Here is an 18523-nt window from a genome sequence, read left to right on the forward strand (position 1 = left end):
CCACCGAACCTGCTGTTTCTTAGGAAAGTGCAATGCCTTTAGCAAGGCGGCAGACCGAGCACCTCTTCCATCCCATAATATCCAGCCGGACGGTCCTGCACCCAAAGGGCTGCCCGCACCGCACCCGTGGCAAACACCCGCCGGTCAAACGCCCGATGGGTCAGGGTAATCTGCTCGTCCGCAGAGGTAAACAGAACCTCATGCTCTCCCACAATCTGACCGCCGCGAAGCGCTGCAAACCCAATGGCGCCCGGCTTGCGCGGGCCGGTATGGCCGTCACGCCCGCTCTCCTTCACATCGGTCAGCGCCACGCCACGGCCTTTTGCCACGGCCTCACCAATGGCCAGCGCGGTGCCGGACGGCGCATCGACTTTCTGCCGGTGGTGCATTTCCACAATCTCGGCATCATAAGACTCGGCAGGGAGCGCCTGCCCCATCATCTGCGCCAGACGACGCACCAGCGTGACGCCAGCCGAAAAATTGGCTGCATGCACAACCCCGATGGTCTCCGCTGCCTTCAGGACAGCCGCCTGTTGCGCCTCGGAAAGCCCGGTCGTGCCCAGCACCCACGCCGTATCGTGGTCCGCCAGAGCCTGCGCATGCGGGATAGCGGTGTCTGCATGGGTGAAGTCAATCACCACATCACTCACTGCTGCCAGACCGGCCATGTCCGTAAACAGAGCAAGCCCGTCCGGCAGGCCGATCGCTTTCGCTTTATCGCGCACAGTGCCGCCTGCCAACACAGCACCCGCAGCCTGCACCTCTTCCACCAGCAAACGACCTACGCGCCCGGTAATGCCGGCAATGCCGATACGCAGCCCTTGATCTGTCATGCCGGATCAGCCCTTATTTTCGAAAAAGTCCCGAACGCGTGCAAAGAAGCCCGTATGTTCGGGGCTACCCTTCACGTTCTCACCGGCTTCTTTTTCAAACTCTTCCAGCAGCTCTTTCTGGCGTTTGTTCAGATGCTGCGGCGTTTCCACCGTCACCTGAATATACATATCGCCACGCGCGCTGGAGCGCAGAACGGAGAAGCCTTTGCCGCGCAGGCGGAAATGCGCTCCGGTCTGCGTGCCTGCGGGGATTTTCACCTTGGCGCGGTTGCCATCAATCACCGGCACTTCAATTTCCGTGCCCAGAGCAGCCTGCCCCATACGGAGCGGCACGCGGCAATAAACGTTGGCGCCGTCACGCTGGAAAATCCCATGCTCTGAAACAGAGACATGCACATAGAGATCACCCGCAGGCACACCCTGACCACCAGACTCGCCTTCGCCCGTAATGCGGATACGCGTGCCGTCTTCCACACCGGCGGGGATCTGCACAGCGAGGGTCCGTTCTTTTTCGACCGTCCCTTCCCCATGGCAGACCTTACAGGGGTCTTTCACAACGCGTCCGGCCCCGTGGCAGGTCGGGCAAGGCCGTTCCACCACAAAGAAGCCCTGCTGCGCCCGCACCTTGCCCGCGCCATGGCAGCTCGGGCAGGTTTCCACGCCAGCTTCCCCAGCGTTGGACCCGGTGCCATGGCAGGACTCACACGCCACGCGTGTGATGATTTTTACGTCTTTTTTCACGCCGGAGAAGGCTTCTTCCAGCGTGATTTCAACATGAGTCTGGATGTCATTACCCGTGCGGGCACGGCCACCGCCACGGCGGCCACCCATCATGTCGCCAAACATCTGCTCGAAGATGTCGCCCAGACCACCACCGCCACCAAAGCCGTTGAAGTCGAAGCCGCCGGGGCCACCGCCGCCGCCGTTTTCAAAGGCTGCATGACCAAAGCGGTCATAAGCTGCGCGCTTCTGCTCATCTTTCAGGACATCATATGCCTGATTGATTTCCTTGAACTTTGCTTCGGCAGCTTCATCCCCTGGGTTACGATCGGGGTGATATTTCATGGCCAGTTTACGATAAGCCTTCTTGAGTTCATCGGATGAAACCGTCCGGCTAACTTCAAGAATTTCGTAATAATCAATCTTGGTGGCCATGGAAGTCCTCTTGCAGGAAACTGCCTTTTACAAAAGCGCAGCAGATGTCTGAAAATGACAAACGGCGTCCGCCTTCCAGGAAGCGCGGACGCCGGAGAAAAAAGCCGTTACCACCCTGCGTCAAGCAAGGTGGCAGCGGGTTAAAGCGTCCGATCAGGACTTTTTGTCGTTCACGTCTTCAAAGTCCGCATCGACGATCTTTTCGTCGTTCGGCTTGGCACCAGCAGCACCAGCTTCACCTTCCGGCGCGCCTTCACCAGCCTGACCAGCCTTGTATACGGCTTCGCCCACCTTCATGGCAGCCTGCGTCAGACGATCGCTGGCCGTCTTGATGGCTTCGGCATCGGTGCCTTCCAGAGCGGTTTTGACAGCGGCAATCGCGCTTTCAGCTTCCGTCTTGTCAGCAGCCGGAACCTTGTCGCCAGCTTCCGTCAGAGACTTTTCGACCTGATGCACGAGGCTTTCTGCGTTATTCCGCACTTCAACCTGTTCGCGCTTGGCTTTATCGGCTTCAGCATTCGCTTCAGCGTCTTTCACCATCTTGTCGATGTCGCTGTCGGACAGACCACCAGAAGCCTGGATCTTGATCTGCTGTTCTTTACCGGTCGCCTTGTCCTTAGCGGACACGGACACAATGCCGTTGGCGTCGATGTCGAACGTCACTTCAATCTGCGGCACACCACGCGGAGCCGGGGCAATACCCGTCAGGTCGAAGTTCCCCAGCAGCTTGTTATCAGCCGCCATTTCACGTTCGCCCTGATAGACCTTAATGGTCACAGCGTTCTGGTTGTCTTCCGCCGTGGAGAAGGTCTGGCTCTTCTTGGTCGGGATCGTCGTGTTCCGGTCGATCAGACGGGTAAACACACCACCCAGCGTTTCGATACCTAGAGACAGCGGCGTTACGTCCAGAAGCAGAACGTCTTTCACGTCACCCTTCAGAACGGCACCCTGAATAGCAGCACCAATGGCGACCACTTCATCCGGGTTCACGTTACGGGCCGGGTCTTTACCGAAGAACTGCTTAACAGCTTCGATCACCTTCGGCATACGGGTCATACCACCAACAAGGATGACTTCATCCACTTCGGAAGCAGACACGCCAGCGTCTTTCAGAGCGGCCTTACAGGGTTCCAGCGTGCGCTGGATCAGGTCATCAACAAGGCTTTCCAGCTTAGCACGGGTCAGCTTCAGCACCAGATGCTTCGGACCGGAAGCGTCTGCGGTGATGAACGGCAGGTTGATTTCCGTTTCCTTGGAGGAAGACAGTTCAATCTTCGCTTTTTCAGCAGCTTCCTTCAGGCGCTGCAGAGCCAGCTTGTCAGACCGCAGGTCGATGCCCTGCTCACGTTTGAACTCGTCAGCCAGATAGCCGATGATGCGGTTATCGAAGTCTTCACCACCCAGGAACGTATCACCGTTCGTGGATTTCACTTCGATCACGCCGTCAGAGATTTCCAGAACAGAAACGTCGAACGTGCCGCCACCAAGGTCATACACAGCCACCGTGCCGCCGCTTTTCTTTTCCATGCCATAGGCAAGGGCAGCAGCCGTCGGTTCGTTGATGATACGCAGGACTTCAAGACCAGCGATACGACCGGCGTCTTTGGTTGCCTGACGCTGGGCATCGTTAAAGTAAGCCGGAACCGTAATAACGGCCTGCGTCACTTTTTCACCGAGGTAAGCCTCAGCGGTTTCTTTCATCTTGCCGAGCACGAAAGCGGAAATCTGGGAGGGGGCATATCCTTTGCCGCGCGCCTCGACCCACGCATCGCCGTTGTCACCTTTGACAATGGCGTAGGGGACCATTTCCTTGTCTTTCTGCACCGTCGGATCGTCATACCGGCGACCAATCAGACGCTTGACTGCGTAGAGCGTGTTCGTCGGGTTGGTGACAGCCTGACGTTTAGCCGCCTGCCCGACCAGCATTTCACCGCCTTCGGTGAAAGCGACCATGGACGGGGTGGTGCGAGCACCTTCGCTATTTTCAATAACGCGGTTTTCATTGCCTTCACGCACTGCAACGCAGGAGTTGGTCGTGCCCAGGTCAATACCAATAACTTTACTCATGTCTGCTCCTTTAAGCGACCCGGTCTGGCCCGAAGCACCGGACGGGGTCCTATCTCTTCCGGCCTGCTTTCACGCTGAAAACCGGCCATGAATGTTAAGTCTGATGTATGGTGCCCCAAAACCTCTTTCAAGGTCCAGACACCGGGCGGGAAACAATTTTTTCCATCTCCCGCCCGGTATCCGGGGCACTCTCGGCCAGATTTATTCTCCGGCCTTAGCCACCACCACCATGGCCGGCTTCAGCAGGCGGCCATGCAGCGTCCATGTCGGGGTCCAGGCCTGCATGACCGTTCCCGGTGCGTGCTCAGCGCTGGGCTGTTCCGCCATGGCCTGATGCAGGTTGGCGTCAAACGCCTTGCCGGACGGGTCATCACACTTGATGCCATGCCGTTCCAGAATGGAGATAAAGGACCGTTCGGTGCTTTCAATCCCCTCACGCATTTTGGTGATGACCGTATCTTCACCTTCCTGCGCAGGCGGCAGGCTGGAGAGCGCGCGGCGCATGTTTTCAGCCGCTTCCACCACATCCCGTGCAAATTTCTGCACAGCATACTGGCGGGCATCATCCACATCGCGCTTGGCACGGGTGCGCAGGTTCTGGTTTTCAGCCTCAGAACGCAGCCACTTTTCCTTCATCTCGGCAGCTTCCTGCTCGAGCTCGGCAATGCGCTGCTCGACGGGAGACTGCTCGGTTGCCTGTTCTGCCCCGGCTTCGGCGGCGTCCTGAGGCGGGGCGACGTGGTCGGACGCAGCCGGTGCGGCCTGCGTCTCAACCTGTGTGGGATCTGTATCTTGGGTCATGCTTCAAGAAGTAAGCAACGTGATGGGACGCGACAAGACCCGCAACGCCTGCCATGCTGATTTTGCAACCAATTTTACAAGCGCGCCGCAACGTGCTCAAAAATTGGACAAACTGGAAACCGTTGCCCATAGCGCACGGGCGAGGATGCGCGTATGCTGACTGGCTTGCGCTGACCGCGAGGAAGGAAAACGCATACCATGGCAGACCGCACCAAGCAGACGATTGCTCTGGTTGATGACGACCGTAATATCCTGACGTCGGTCCAGATGACTCTGGAGGCGGAGGGCTTTCACGTCCGCACCTATACCGATGGCGAATCGGCCTTACAGGGCCTGACAGCCTACCCGGTTGATCTGGCCGTGCTGGACATCAAGATGCCCCGTATGGACGGCATGGAACTGTTGCAGCGCCTGCGGGCCCGCTCCCATCTGCCGGTGATCTTCCTCTCCTCGAAAGATGAGGAAGTGGACCAGCTGATGGGCCTCCGCCTTGGCGCGGATGACTATATTACCAAGCCCTTCTCCCAACGCCTGCTGCTGGAACGCATCCGCGCCCTGCTGCGCCGGAACGAGGCCAGCCGTGCGGAAGCCAGCGGCGCACCCGCTGGCGGCGCTCTGGTGCGCGGCGCGCTTTCTCTGGATGAGCTGCGCCATAAATGTACGTGGAACGGGGAAGATGTGCCGCTGACGGTCACGGAATTCCTGCTGGTCAAGACGCTCGCCATGCGTCCCGGCCTCGTCAAATCACGCGATCAGCTAATTGATGCCGCCTATGGTGACACCGTGTATGTGGATGACCGCACCATCGACAGCCACATCAAACGGGTACGGAAAAAATTCCGGCAGGTGGATGACAATTTCAATCAGATTGAAACGCTGTACGGCATTGGCTACCGCTATAAAGAAGACTGAGACCGGTGCATGACCAGCCGGAAACGCATGTCTGTCTCTTCCACTCTGTCCTCCGGGCTGCGGCGCATCCGCATTCCTGGTCAGGCGCCCCGCAAGGGCGGCGTGGAAGCTACAGCCGCCTATGAGGCCTCCCGCACCCGGCTGATCTCCCCGCTCATGCGGCGCATCATGCTGGTCAATGTGCTGCCGCTGGTGCTGCTGGCTATCACCATGCTGTTCCTCAACCAGTTTCGGAACAGTCTGCTGGCAACAGAAGTCACCGGCCTGCGGGAACAGGCCCGCATTTATGCGGGCGCATTGGGGCAGATTGCCGTGCGCAGCAATCATACCCACGGTGCCGGACCGGATGGGTTCACCCTTGAATCCGCTCTGGCCCGCCCCCTGCTGCTCCGGCTGACCGAACCCAGCCCGAACGCCCACGCCCGCCTGTTTGGCCCGGACGGCCAGTTGCTGGCTGATAATCTGGCCGACCAGCTAACAGCCCCCCAGCGCGCCACACCCCCTGCCCATTCCGATGAACATCAGCCGCCGCCTTTTCATCGCCTGCACCCGCCACCGGGTTTGTATGAACGGCTTCTGACCTGGCTCTGGAGCAGCCACAGTTCCAGCATTGTTACGCTGGACACCAATGAGGCGGACATACCGGCAGACCCGGCCCGCCCCACGGATGCCAACGGCACATTCTCCCGCCCTCCGCCGGAAGCACCGCCCTATATCCGACGCACGGCGAATAATCGGCTAATTATCACGGTCGCTGAACCGGTGATTCATGAAGGCCGGACGGTTGGCATCATTCAGCTCACCCGCGCTGCCTCTCAGGTGGACCGGGCGCTGTTTGCCATCCGCTCTTCCATTCTCTCGTTGTTCCTGATGGTGCTGGTCATTACCGTTCTGCTCTCATGGTATCTGTCGCTCACCATCGCCCGCCCGCTGCTGCGGCTGGCGGCGTCGGCACAGATCATGCGCGAGTCTTCAGGCCGCACCGGCACCGTGCCGGCCCGCCTGCTGGCACGACGGGATGAGATTGGGGATCTGGCCCGTGCGCTTCAGGCCAGCGCGCAGGCGTTGTGGAAGCGGATGGACGCCATTGAGCGTTTTGCAGCGGATGTCAGCCACGAGATCAAAAACCCGCTCTCCTCCATCCGCTCGGCCATTGAGACCCTGCTGCGGATTGAAGACCTCAACCAGAAGCGTCGTCTACTGACCATTATCAATGATGACGTGCTGCGTCTGGACCGCCTGATTACCGATATTTCCGACGCCAGCCGACTGGATGCCGAAATGTCCCGCGCGCAGACGGAGGCCATCTCAGTTGTGCCGCTCCTGTCTGTTCTGGCGGAAATCCATCAGGCCACCCGCAAGGAGGGTGAGCCGATTATCCTGACGCACAGTGAAGGCGATTCACCAGAGCATCCGCTCAGGGTCCTGGCGGTGGAAGATCGTCTGGTGCAGGTGCTGCGCAATCTGATTGGGAACGCTATTTCCTTCTCTCCCCCCAATGGCCGCATTCTGCTGGAGGCCGTGCCGGTGGGAAATATGGTGGCGCTGTCCGTCTCTGATGAAGGGCCGGGTATCCCTCAGGCCAAGCTCGATTCCATTTTTGACCGTTTTTATTCTGAACGTCCGAAGGAAGAGCATTTTGGCCAGCATTCCGGTCTGGGCCTGTCTATCAGCCGCCAGATTGTGGATGCTCTGCATGGCACAATTTCTGTGGAAAACCGGCATGATGCGCAAGGCCACGTTGCCGGTGCACGCTTTACAGTCCGCCTGCCCCGCGTGATGGCCTGAACTTAGACCAGACCCGGTTCAACGCCCAGTTCAAACTCGATCTTGACGTGGGGATTGGCAAATTTCTTCACCCACATCAGCGTCACAGATGGGGAAATGGCGGAAAAAACATGCCGCAAGGTGGGGAAACAGGACGGAAAATCCCGCGTATCTGAGACCAGATAGGTCACCCGCGTCACATCCTGCATGGAATAGCCATAATCGGCCAGTAAAGTCGCTCCAGCATCCAGAGCAGTGCGACATTGCTCCGCAATGCTCTCGCCTTCCGGATGCGGCGCACAAAGACCGGAGATTTTGAGCCCCCCGGAAATGCGCTCTACTCTGGCGTGCGACCCAGAGAGGTGATGTGCACTGTTTTGAACGGTGTTCCCCATGGCCTCACAGCATACTGCGGCGCCCCGACGGACGGCAAATTTCTCTTTCGTAACAAACAAATAACTTAAAATCTGGTATAGTCCAGCCGTTTTGCTCTGCAACACCTGCCAGCATCCATGCGCTGTTGTGTGTTGCGCAGTCAGGACTGACCGGAGCATAATACGGCCTCGGAAGTCAGGGAAAGGCTTTATTCACGCCGCTGACGGGTCCGAAGGCGTCACGACACTGAAGGGGAAACAGCTGTAATGCGCACGGTGGATGATACCCTTGTCCCACGCCGCATCCTGCTGGTCTCTGGCCTGTCTGGTGCCGGAAAGTCTTCCATTCTCCGCATTCTGGAAGACCTTGATCACGAGGTGATCGACAACCCCCCGCTTGGTATGCTGGATGATATTGTCGCCCGCGCCGAACGCCCCGTTGCTATTGGTGTGGATTCCCGCACCCGCGGGTTTGATGCCTCCGCCGTTCTGGAAGCGCTCGCGCGCCTGCGTATGAACCCAAATCTGCGGGTGGAACTGATTTACGCCACGGCGGAAGAAAGCGTTCTGCTCCGCCGCTATACTGCCACGCGCCGTCGCCATCCGCTGGCCCTGCACGGCAGCATTAAAGAAGGCATTGAGGAAGAAACCGCCCTGACTGCCCCGCTCCGTGCGGCGGCTGATCTGGTGATTGATACCTCCGACATGCCCCCGCCTGAGCTGCGCCAGTTTGTGGAAAGCCGCTTCAGCCCGTGGGAAGGCGCTGCGGGTGAAGGGCTGACGGTCGCCCTGATGTCCTTCGCCTACCCGGCCGGCCTGCCGCGTGAGGCGGATATTGTGCTGGATGCGCGCTTTTTAAGAAATCCACATTACGACCCGGCTCTGGCTCCCAAAACCGGGCTGGATGCGGATGTGGCTGCTTACGTGGCCGAAGACAGCGATTATCTGCCGTTCCTCAACCAGATTCACGGCCTGCTTCAGCTCGTCCTGCCGCGTTTTGTGCAGGAAGGCAAAAAATATGCTACCATTGCTATTGGCTGTTCAGGCGGTCGCCATCGGTCAGTGACACTGGTGGAAGCTCTGGCCAAACGGCTTTCCGCGCCAGATGGCATGGGAAATTACCAGGGGTCCGGCCAGTGGCCCATCATGATCATGCACCGGGAACTTGCCCGGCTTGGTCTGGGTTCATGGCGGTGGGCACGCAAACCCGCTGATGCCGCCAACACGGAACCGGCCTCTCCGGTTTCCTGATCCGCCCCGGCGCACCGCGCGCCAGCCTTTGGGGCCGCGTCCCGCAGCATCGGGCACGCACAGCTAAACTCATCCGACCGTCATGCGTTTTGCCACAAGGGAAAGCGCAATCTGATGCTGTTCATTGTCTTATTTGAGGATAATTTTTCTCTTTTCATGTCTATTTCAGAAACGGCCCTGACGCATGATCCGCTTGCCAGAACGGTTCAGAACCAGTTGACCCCTGCGGTCACCTTTTTCCGAAGCTGGTTAAGCTGGCTGCCTGCGTCCCTCGTCTCTCTACTGGTGCTTTTTCTTGTCGGGCTGGTGGCGGCCATGCTGAGCAGGCTGGTGACAGACCGTATTCTGATGCGCATTCCCGGTGCGCGGCGGGGCGCGTTTGTCCGCTCCCTCACCAAATCTCTCCGGCGGCCTGTGCGGCTTACTGTCGTTATCATGGCCATGGGGCTGGCTCTTCCGGCGTGCGGTCTGCATGGCGACCTGCTGGACAGCGTAACCCACCTGCTGCTCATGACTTTTGTGGCGGTGATGGGATACGGCACCGTCGTAACGGTCCGGCTGGTCTCCGATGCCTATCTGTCCCGCTTTGCGGAAGCGGATCAGGATGATGATATTCTGGCCCGCAAACACGCCACACAGGTCCGGCTGCTGCGGCGAGCGGCAGAAATTCTGATCGGCATGCTGACCGTCAGCGCCGAACTGATTACCTTCGAGCCGGTGCGGGAATATGGGCTGAGCCTGTTTGCCTCGGCGGGCGCGGCCTCTCTGATTGTCGGTCTGGCGGCCCGCCCCATTCTGGCCAACCTGTTTGCGGGTGTGCAGATTGCCATGACGCAGCCCATCCGGATGGGGGATCTCATCGCCTTTCAGGGCGACTGGACCTGGGTGGAGGAAATTACATCCACCTATGTTGTTCTGCGGTCCTGGGACTGGCGTCGGCGCATTGTGCCCATCGCCTTCTTTCTGGATACACCGTTTGAAAACTGGACCTACAATTCTGCGGAACTGATTGGCGCGGTCTATCTCTATGTGGATTACCGCACCCCCATGGACCGCCTGCGCACCAAACTGGAAGAGATTGTCCGCGCCTGCCCGCAATGGACTGGCAAAGACTTCAGCGCACAGGTCGCGGATTGTAACGACCAGACCATGATGATCCGCGTCACAGCTAGCGCCCGCACAGCCATACGCAGCTGGGATCTGCGCTGTGAAATTCGGGAAAAAATCATTCAGTGGATGTGTGAGGAATGCCCGGAAGCCCTGCCCCGCAATCGGTTTGCGCTGGCTCCGGTCGGTCTGGGGGAACAGCAGCCGCCTATTCCGTTCTCCTCCACGTCCCCGCCGGGCGCCATGCCCTATGGCCCGTTTAACGCGCCCCCGGCATGGGCCTCCGCAACCGCGCCAGCGGGGAGAGCCATGCCGGACATGACCCCTCCGCCGCCGTCTGCTTTCAGGCCTTTATAACCCCCGCAGAGAACGGGCTTAGTGTTAGCCCTGTGAAATCTGGTCGAACACGCCGCCTTCACTAAAATGCTTTTTCTGGACGGCAGCCCAGCCACCCAGACTGGCGATATCGAATGTTTCAACCTTGGGGAAACGCACCGTATTTTCCGCAGCAACGGCGGCATCAACCGGGCGGAAATAATGCTTCGCACCAATCCGCTGCCCTTCGGGTGAGAACAGAAAGTTCACGTAAGCCTGTGCCTGAGCCTGCGTGCCATGTTTGGCAACATTGCTGTCCACCACAGCCACCGGCGGTTCTGCCAGAATGGTGAGTTTGGGCACCACGAGGTCAAACTGATCCGGCCCGATATCCTTTGTGGCCAGCAGGGCTTCATCCTCCCATGCCAGCAGCACATCGCCCAGACCGCGTTGCACAAAGCTGTTTGTCGCCCCGCGCGCGCCAGTATCCAGCACGGGCACGTGGCTGAACAAGGCTTTCAGATACGCCCGCGCCGTCTCTTCCGACCCGCCCGGCTGCTTCAGCGCCCAGCCCCATGCGGCCAGATAATTCCACCGTGCGCCACCAGAGGTTTTCGGGTTGGGAGTCACGACTTTCACGTCATCCCGCACCAGATCGCTCCAGTCCTGAATTTTCCTGGGATTTCCCTTGCGCACCAGAAACACAATCGTGCTGGTATAGGGTGTGGCGTTATGCGGCAGGCGTGTCTGCCAGTCGGCCGCCAGCAAGCCATGCTGCGCCAGAATATCAATATCGTAAGCCAGCCCTAACGTGACGACATCCGCCGGAGCGCCTTCCAGCACAGACCGCGCCTGGGCACCGGACCCGCCATTGGAGGTGCGGACAAACACAGACTCACCCGGATGGGCCTTGGCCCAGAAGGCTGCAAACGCACGGTTGATCTCGGTATACAGCTCTCGTGTCGGGTCGTAGGAGACATTCAGCAGTTGCGCACTTGCTGCGGAGGAAGAGGAAGCCCACAGCCCTCCCCCGGCAACAAGCCCGCCCACCAGAGACGTCGCACCCAGAAAAGAGCGCCGGGATAGAAGGGGGGATTTATGGGTCATGTCAGTCTCTCCACACTACCAGAGACCCCGCCTGACCGAAACAAGCACTCACGGCACGGCCCCTTTAGATTCCTAATTCACGATATCATGCGCGATAATTTTCCAGACAGCAATATACATTTTATTTCGTTTTTTAAATTTGCCTTTTTCACTTTATAGCCCAGCAAACTCCTGCCACGAAAAATTGAAGAATTTCTTTTTTTTCAAAAGGGACACACGCATCAGCCTCTCTCCATTCGGCTAAAAATTTAATACGATATTTTATCGTTTTCTATATTGCGATTTAGATCGTGTTATGTTTAATTCACAAAATACGAATTAGTTTAGTGTTTATGAACCCCTCATAATCCCGGCTTTCCGCTCCTCTTTGGAAAATCTCATGGTTCGCCTCAGCTCTCACGCTTCGTTCGCCGGGAAACCGGGCTTGCCTCGCGCCCTCCTGCTAGCCTCTGCTGTGGCGTCTTCCGCTCTTTCGCTGTCCTGTGCCATGGCGCAGCCGGGAACAGATTCTGCTTCTCCTGCCACACCACACACAACCCCACAGAAAAGCGTGAGCAAGCCTGCCTCTGTCTATCTGCCGCATGACCGTGAGCGGATTGTGGTCACGCCCTCTGCCAGCCAGCTGCCTCCGCCCATGCCGCCTGTGGTGCTGTATCCCCATGCCAACCCCGTCGGCCAGCCGGTCCGTACAACAGGTGTGCAGGGGCGTGTCTCCGGGCATCAATATGACTGGGGCGTGTTTAACCGTGGCAATGGTGAAGCTGCGGGTTTTGGTCCGGTTGGCCAATATGGTGTTGCCCCCTGGGCGGAGGACTGGAGCCGCCTGCGGGACAAATCCAAACGGAAAGATCCGTTTGATCTGATCAAATATATTGCCCTGAATGAAAGTGGCTCAATATGGCTCAGCTTTTCAGGTGAAACACGCCTGAGAAACTGGTTTGAAAGCCGCCCAAACCTCGGCACGCAGCACAACAATGATTCCGGGCGTTTTGCAGTCCGTAACCTGTATGGCGCGGATCTGCATCTGGGGTCTCACGTCCGGCTGTTCGGTCAGCTTGTCAATGCTGATGCCGCAGGCTGGAACGGGTATGGCTACGGCACAACCTATCGCAAACGGCTTGATGCCCAGCAGGCTTTTATTGAAACCAAATGGTCCATGCTGGGGGCCAAAAGTGGCTTTATGTTCGGGCGGCAGCAGTTTCTGGATGCACCCTCCTACATGCTGTACAACCGGGAAACGCCCAACGTACCGCTCTCATGGAACGGCTTTCGGGCTTACATGGTCTGGCCCCGCATCCGCATTGATGGCTGGGATTTTGTGCAGACCAATGACAGCCAGAACAAAATGTTCCACGATACGGAAAACTATAATACCCGCCTGTATGGTTTCAACATGACATGGGCCCCGCCCGATGGCCGCTTTATGGGCGACAGATACAATTCCTTTCTGGATGTATTTTATGTTGGCTACAAACTCTCCGGCTCCTCCGGGGCTATTGCCACCGCCACTGGCAGCCAGAACGGGTCCAATACCCGCAACAATTTTGGTGTGCGCTGGCATGGGATTGCCGGCCCGTTTGAATTTTCTCTTGGCGGCATCTGGCAGGGCGGCGTCTTCAAATACGCCAAAACCAATCAGTCCCGGAATGTGAACGCCTATGCGCTGAATACACTGGTGGGCTACCGTATTCCGAATGATCGCTTTCATACGTTCGCAGGATTACAAACGGATGTATATTCCGGCGGCAATGCCCGCAAAACGTCCGGGGCGATTGGCACCTACATCTCGCCCTTCAACCCGCAGACAAACTATCTGGACACCACGACGTATATGACAGGTTCAAACCTGATCAGCGTAGCACCTCTGATCCGGGCAACATTCCTGAAATCTCTGAGTTTTCAGGTTAAATATCCGCTGTTCTGGCGCTACAGCCCGAATGACCCTGTTTACAAATCTTCCGGGTCTTACAGCTTCCCTTATCAGTTCAAGGGTAAGTTTGTGGGGATGGCCCCACAGGCGTCTCTTGCCTGGCAGATCAACACCCATCTGTCCTGGACGCAGTATGTCTCGCGCTTCATGACGTCCAATGCACTGAACCGCGCTGGCGGCTCAAGCGGCACCTATTACCAGTCCAACTTCGTTTTTCGCTTTTAAGCCAAAGCCTCAGGCGTGACCGGCGCGTCCGGTCAGCCGAATGGGGTCGATATTGATGGAGGCCAGAGCCTGTCGCCATTTGGCGGCATGGTCATGCCCAAATACAATCTCCCGGCTGGCCGGCGCCAGCAGCCACGCATCATGCTGGAAAATTTCCTCTTCCAGCTGCCCGGCCTCCCAGCTTGCATGCCCCATGGCCAGCAAGGCATCCCGCGGGCCACCGCCCTCGGCAATCTCCCTCAGCACATCCAGACTGGCCGTGAGCGTGGCTGCGCCCGTGACCGGCATACTGCCCTCGCCTTTCCAGTCGGAAGAATGCAGGACGAAGCCACGCGTCTCCTCCAGCGGCCCACCGGCACACAGGCCAAGCCGGCGCAATGGGGGTGCCGGGGGAATTTCTAACTGTTCAAGCAGGTCTTCAAAGCCCGGTTTGGGCAGGCGACGATTAATGACAAGCCCCATTGCGCCCTCACCCGAGGCATGCGCGCAAAGATATATGACACTTCTGTCAAAAGGAGTTACGCTGAGGGCTGGCGTTGCCACCAGAAGCAGGCCGGTTAACGTCCCGCCGGGGCGGACTGAGCGTTCAAGAAGGGAAACATGCGGAAAAGCCATACGGTGCATATGTGGTGCCCGTGTTTTTTTAGCAACCTTTTCAGCGTGGGTCTGCCTGATTTCAGGCCCTGACATTTGGCCTTTGTGGCCCGTCTTATCACCCCCTGCCCTCACACCTGCTGGTGGGCAGGAAAGAGAATGAAGAAGCCTATTTATGAATAAACTCGCCAAATTCCTGCGCGCTCTGGACAGCTACCACGTCACCGATGGAGACAAATTCGATCTCAGCAAATTTAACCCGGACGATGATGGTAATCTCGGACTGACCAAGGAAGACGGCGCCAAGCTGCTAAAGGACGTAAAAGCGCAACTGCAGGACTTACAGGACCTGCTTTATGCCAACCAGACCAGTTCCATGCTGATCATCCTGCAGGGTATGGATGCTGCCGGGAAAGACGGCACCATCAAGCATGTCATGTCCGGCGTGAACCCGCAGGGCGTCACCGTCACCTCTTTCAAGCAGCCCGGCCCGGCAGAACTCCAGCATGGGTTTTTGTGGCGCATTCACGCCGCAGCACCGCAGGTTGGCCGCATCGCAATTTTCAACCGCAGCCAGTATGAAGATGTGCTGGTCACCCGGGTGCACCCGGAAATTCTGGACCACGAGCATCTCCCCGGCCCCATCAACACGCCGGAATTCTGGAAAGGCCGTTACAGCGACATCCGGCATCTGGAACACTATCTGAACCGGCAGGGGACGATTGTGCTGAAATTCTTCCTGCATATTTCCAGAGAAGAACAGCGCAAACGCCTTCTGGAACGGCTGGAAGTGCCGGAAAAACGCTGGAAATTCTCCCCCTCCGACATGCATGAGCGGGAATACTGGGACGACTATACCAAGGCCTATCAGGACGCCATTGCCGAGACCGCGCGCCCGCATGCGCCGTGGATTGTGGTGCCCTCCAACCATAAATGGTATGCCCGGCTTGTGGTGATTGGGGCAATTATCCGCGCCCTGAAGGGGTTGAACCAGACAGCCCCGAAGCCTGATCCGGAAGTCTCCAAATCTCTGGACGACTATCGCGCGCGCCTGATGGCTGAGAAAAAGTAAAAGGTCCTGTTGTTTATGATGGCATATTCCCGCCTGCTTCCTGCAGCGGCGCTCCTCCTTGCAGGCCTGACAAGCCTGACCTCTCCGGCAGAGGCCCGCAGCCGGCATGCCGAAAGGGCTGAGGTCGCCCAGACCGTGTCCCCCACCTGCGACAATCAGGATTTTCTGTCCAAACAGCTCGCTTTTGAAAATGGTGGGGCCAAAGCAGACGTTCCTGTGCATATCTGCGGCAAGGTGCTGGCCCTGAGCCCCAAAGCACAGCATACCCGCAGCGGCTGGCATGGCTATTTCTACCTTGCCGTCACGCCCACGGTCTCTATCCGCATTGTCTCCGGGCTGGATGAAATGCAGGCCCCGGCCTGGCCGTGGGTGAATAAAGGGGATCAGGTGGAAGTCGTTGGCCGCTACTATTACGATTCCATCCGCCGGCAGGGCGTGGACTGGACGCACCACGGCACCGGCCGATCCTGGCATGTCCCGGGCTACGTGACTGTTAACGGCACGCGGTACGAATAAAGACGGAACACCGGTTAATCTGCGTAAAAAACGGCCCGCCTGAACACTCAGACGGGCCGTTTCCTTTTGTCCTACTCAGACGCCAGATTAGTCGGCGGCTTCTTCTTCCCGCTCATTGCCGCGCTCATCTTCTTTGGCACTGCCCGACGTTTTGGTCGGCAGGATATCAAACACGAGCGCGTCGTTCTTCAGGCCAATCTTCACAGCACCACCTTTGGTCAGCTTGCCAAACAGCAGTTCTTCAGCCAGCGGCTTCTTGATGAACTCCTGAATGACACGCGCCAGCGGACGCGCACCGTAAAGCCGGTCATACCCACGCTCTGCCAGCCACTCCTTGGCTGCGGAAGAAAGTTCGATGGTCACGTTACGGTCTGCAAGCTGAGCTTCCAGCTGAAGCACAAACTTCTCGACCACGCAGCCCACCGTTTCCGGCGTGAGGTTGGCAAACGGGATAATGGCATCCAGACGGTTGCGGAATTCCGGGGTGAACAGACGTTTGATCGCCTCCTCATCTTCCCCTTCCCGCGCATCCCGACCAAAGCCGATTGCTTCCTTGCTGAGGTCAGAAGCCCCGGCATTGGTCGTCATAATCAGGATGACATTCCGGAAGTCGACCGTCTTGCCGTTATGATCCGTCAGCCGCCCGTGATCCATCACCTGCAACAGCACGTTATAGAGGTCCGGGTGCGCTTTCTCGATTTCATCAAGCAGCAGGACCGCATGCGGATGCTGGTCAATGGCGTCGGTCAGCAGGCCACCCTGATCAAACCCGACATAACCCGGAGGCGCACCCAGCAGACGCGAGATGGAGTGCCGCTCCATATATTCGGACATGTCAAAGCGGATCAGCTCAATCCCCAGCGTGGTGGACAACTGACGCGCCACCTCGGTTTTCCCCACACCCGTAGGGCCGGAGAAGAGATAGTTACCAATCGGCTTTTCAGGGTCACGCAGCCCTGCACGGGAAAGCTTAATCGCCGCAGAGAGCGTATCAATGGCCTGATCCTGCCCGAACACCATCCCCTTAAGGTCGCGCTCCAGAGAGCGCAGCACTTCCTTGTCATCCGCCGAGATGCTCTTGGGCGGAATACGCGCAATGCGGGCAATGATGTCTTCCACGTCCTTCAGGTTGACGGTTTTCCGCCGCCGCCCTTCCGGCTGAAGCATGCGAGACGCACCGACCTCATCAATCACGTCAATTGCCTTATCCGGCAGCTTGCGGTCATGAATATATTTGGCCGACAGTTCCACAGCCCCACGAATGGCATCATCCGTGTAACGCACCTTATGGTGTTTTTCGTAGCTGCTCTTCAGGCCGCGCAGAATTTTGACGGCATCATCCACACTTGGTTCCGGCACATCAATCTTCTGGAACCGGCGCACCAGTGCGCGGTCCTTTTCAAAGTGCTGACGGAACTCTTTATAGGTCGTGGAGCCAATGCAGCGCAGCGTACCCGCAGCCAGTGCAGGTTTGAGCAGGTTGGACGCATCCATCGCCCCGCCAGACGTCGCGCCGGCGCCAATGACCGTGTGGATTTCATCAATAAACAGGATGCCGTGCGGGTCCTGATCAAGCTCCGTCACAACGGCTTTCAGGCGTTCTTCAAAATCCCCACGATAGCGGGTGCCAGCCAGCAGCGCCCCCATATCCAGTGAATAGATGGTTGCCTTCAGCAGCACTTCCGGCACGTTGCCTTCCACAATGCGGCGCGCGAGTCCTTCCGCAATGGCGGTTTTACCAACACCCGGATCACCCACATAAAGCGGATTGTTCTTGGTGCGGCGGCACAGGATCTGGATCGTGCGTTCAACTTCCTCGTCGCGCCCGATCAGCGGATCAACCTTACCGGCTTCCGCCTTGGCGTTGAGGTTGACGCAATAAGTGGACAGCGCATCCTGATTTTTCTGGGTACGTGCTTCTCCGCGCTCAGAATCCTCACCCTTTTCAGGGCCAGAATTGCTGCCAGTGCCTGTTACAGGGCGACGCGTTGAACGGTCCGGTGCCTTCGCAATGCCATGAGAGAGGAAATTGACAGCATCCAGCCGCGTCATGTCCTGCAACTGCAGGAAATAGACAGCATGGCTTTCACGCTCGGCAAACAGAGCGACGAGCACGTTAGCCCCGGTCACTTCATCCCGCCCGGTGGACTGCACGTGAATAGCCGCCCGCTGGATCACGCGCTGGAACGCAGCTGTGGGTTTGGGTTCGGTCGGGCGGTCTGAGGCCAGCCCGGCCAGATCTTTATCAAGAAAACCTGTCAGATCGGTGCGCAGGCGTTCAAGATCAACACCACACGCCCGGAACACCGTAACGGCGTCCGCATCATCAACCAGGGCAAGCAGCAGGTGCTCCAGCGTGGCATATTCATGATGCCGCTCGCCGGCCAGAATAAGTGCCCGATGTAGCGTCTGCTCAAGATTGCGTGACAACATGACGAGACGCTCCTTTCCCCAGATACCCGGAATAGCATGACTTAACCGCCACCCTGTCCGGAAC

Annotated in this window: 15 protein-coding genes; 7 read left to right on the top strand and 8 right to left on the bottom strand. The window is 58.1% G+C overall.

Features of this window, described 5'->3' with window-relative positions; genetic code table 11:
• Positions 1-38: 38 nt before the first annotated feature.
• From dapB to AD928_RS04150, 4 genes are all read right to left on the bottom strand, one after another.
• Positions 39-833 (bottom strand): 4-hydroxy-tetrahydrodipicolinate reductase, encoded by a 795-nt coding sequence (dapB, locus tag AD928_RS04135; RefSeq protein WP_062248505.1) that lies wholly within the window; start codon positions 831-833, stop codon positions 39-41.
• A gap of 6 nt (positions 834-839) precedes the next feature.
• The gene (gene dnaJ / locus AD928_RS04140; RefSeq protein WP_062248507.1) at positions 840-1988 is read right to left on the bottom strand and encodes a molecular chaperone DnaJ; all 1149 of its coding nucleotides are present in this window, start codon (positions 1986-1988) and stop codon (positions 840-842) included.
• A 153-nt stretch (positions 1989-2141) separates the two neighbouring features.
• Positions 2142-4055 (bottom strand): molecular chaperone DnaK, encoded by a 1914-nt coding sequence (dnaK, locus tag AD928_RS04145; protein ID WP_061492219.1) that lies wholly within the window; start codon positions 4053-4055, stop codon positions 2142-2144.
• Positions 4056-4256: 201 nt separating this feature from the next.
• Positions 4257-4856, bottom strand: a complete 600-nt coding sequence (locus tag AD928_RS04150) for a nucleotide exchange factor GrpE (protein ID WP_062142417.1) — start codon at positions 4854-4856, stop codon at positions 4257-4259.
• A 198-nt stretch (positions 4857-5054) separates the two neighbouring features.
• Between AD928_RS04150 and AD928_RS04155 the strand changes: the two genes are divergently transcribed.
• Positions 5055-5768, top strand: coding sequence for a response regulator transcription factor (locus tag AD928_RS04155; RefSeq protein WP_043551284.1), 714 nt, complete (start codon positions 5055-5057; stop codon positions 5766-5768).
• A gap of 9 nt (positions 5769-5777) precedes the next feature.
• Positions 5778-7556 (top strand): ATP-binding protein, encoded by a 1779-nt coding sequence (locus AD928_RS04160; protein WP_062248510.1) that lies wholly within the window; start codon positions 5778-5780, stop codon positions 7554-7556.
• A 2-nt stretch (positions 7557-7558) separates the two neighbouring features.
• On the opposite strand, the gene AD928_RS04165 is transcribed toward AD928_RS04160, so the two are convergent.
• Positions 7559-7930: a Rid family hydrolase gene (locus AD928_RS04165; RefSeq protein ID WP_062142414.1), complete on the bottom strand. Its 372-nt coding sequence runs from the start codon at positions 7928-7930 to the stop codon at positions 7559-7561.
• A gap of 246 nt (positions 7931-8176) precedes the next feature.
• Here AD928_RS04165 and rapZ point away from each other — a divergent pair, with 246 nt between their 5' ends.
• A complete protein-coding gene (gene rapZ, locus AD928_RS04170; RefSeq protein ID WP_062248512.1) occupies positions 8177-9160 on the top strand; it encodes an RNase adapter RapZ in 984 nt (327 codons plus the stop codon).
• A 156-nt stretch (positions 9161-9316) separates the two neighbouring features.
• Complete coding sequence (locus AD928_RS04175; protein WP_062248529.1) at positions 9317-10624, top strand: mechanosensitive ion channel family protein; 1308 nt, start codon at positions 9317-9319, stop codon at positions 10622-10624.
• A gap of 24 nt (positions 10625-10648) precedes the next feature.
• On the opposite strand, the gene AD928_RS04180 is transcribed toward AD928_RS04175, so the two are convergent.
• On the bottom strand, positions 10649-11689 hold the full coding sequence (locus AD928_RS04180) for a sulfate ABC transporter substrate-binding protein (RefSeq protein ID WP_062142410.1): 1041 nt from the start codon (positions 11687-11689) through the stop codon (positions 10649-10651).
• Between the two features lie 634 nt (positions 11690-12323).
• Between AD928_RS04180 and AD928_RS04185 the strand changes: the two genes are divergently transcribed.
• Entirely contained in the window at positions 12324-13844 is a 1521-nt protein-coding gene (locus tag AD928_RS04185) for an alginate export family protein (RefSeq protein ID WP_062248533.1), read from the top strand.
• A gap of 9 nt (positions 13845-13853) precedes the next feature.
• On the opposite strand, the gene AD928_RS04190 is transcribed toward AD928_RS04185, so the two are convergent.
• A complete protein-coding gene (locus tag AD928_RS04190) occupies positions 13854-14459 on the bottom strand; it encodes a YqgE/AlgH family protein (RefSeq protein ID WP_062248535.1) in 606 nt (201 codons plus the stop codon).
• 154 nt (positions 14460-14613) lie between these two features.
• On the opposite strand from AD928_RS04190, the gene AD928_RS04195 reads away from it, so the two are divergent.
• Positions 14614-15510: a polyphosphate kinase 2 family protein gene (locus AD928_RS04195; RefSeq protein ID WP_062248514.1), complete on the top strand. Its 897-nt coding sequence runs from the start codon at positions 14614-14616 to the stop codon at positions 15508-15510.
• A gap of 18 nt (positions 15511-15528) precedes the next feature.
• Positions 15529-16026, top strand: coding sequence for a DUF3465 domain-containing protein (locus tag AD928_RS04200; protein WP_082779734.1), 498 nt, complete (start codon positions 15529-15531; stop codon positions 16024-16026).
• A gap of 87 nt (positions 16027-16113) precedes the next feature.
• On the opposite strand, the gene clpA is transcribed toward AD928_RS04200, so the two are convergent.
• The gene (gene clpA / locus AD928_RS04205) at positions 16114-18459 is read right to left on the bottom strand and encodes an ATP-dependent Clp protease ATP-binding subunit ClpA (protein WP_062248518.1); all 2346 of its coding nucleotides are present in this window, start codon (positions 18457-18459) and stop codon (positions 16114-16116) included.
• Positions 18460-18523: the final 64 nt, after the last annotated feature.

Source organism: Acetobacter cerevisiae (genome assembly GCF_001580535.1).
GTDB classification, from domain to species: Bacteria; Pseudomonadota; Alphaproteobacteria; order Acetobacterales; family Acetobacteraceae; genus Acetobacter; species Acetobacter cerevisiae.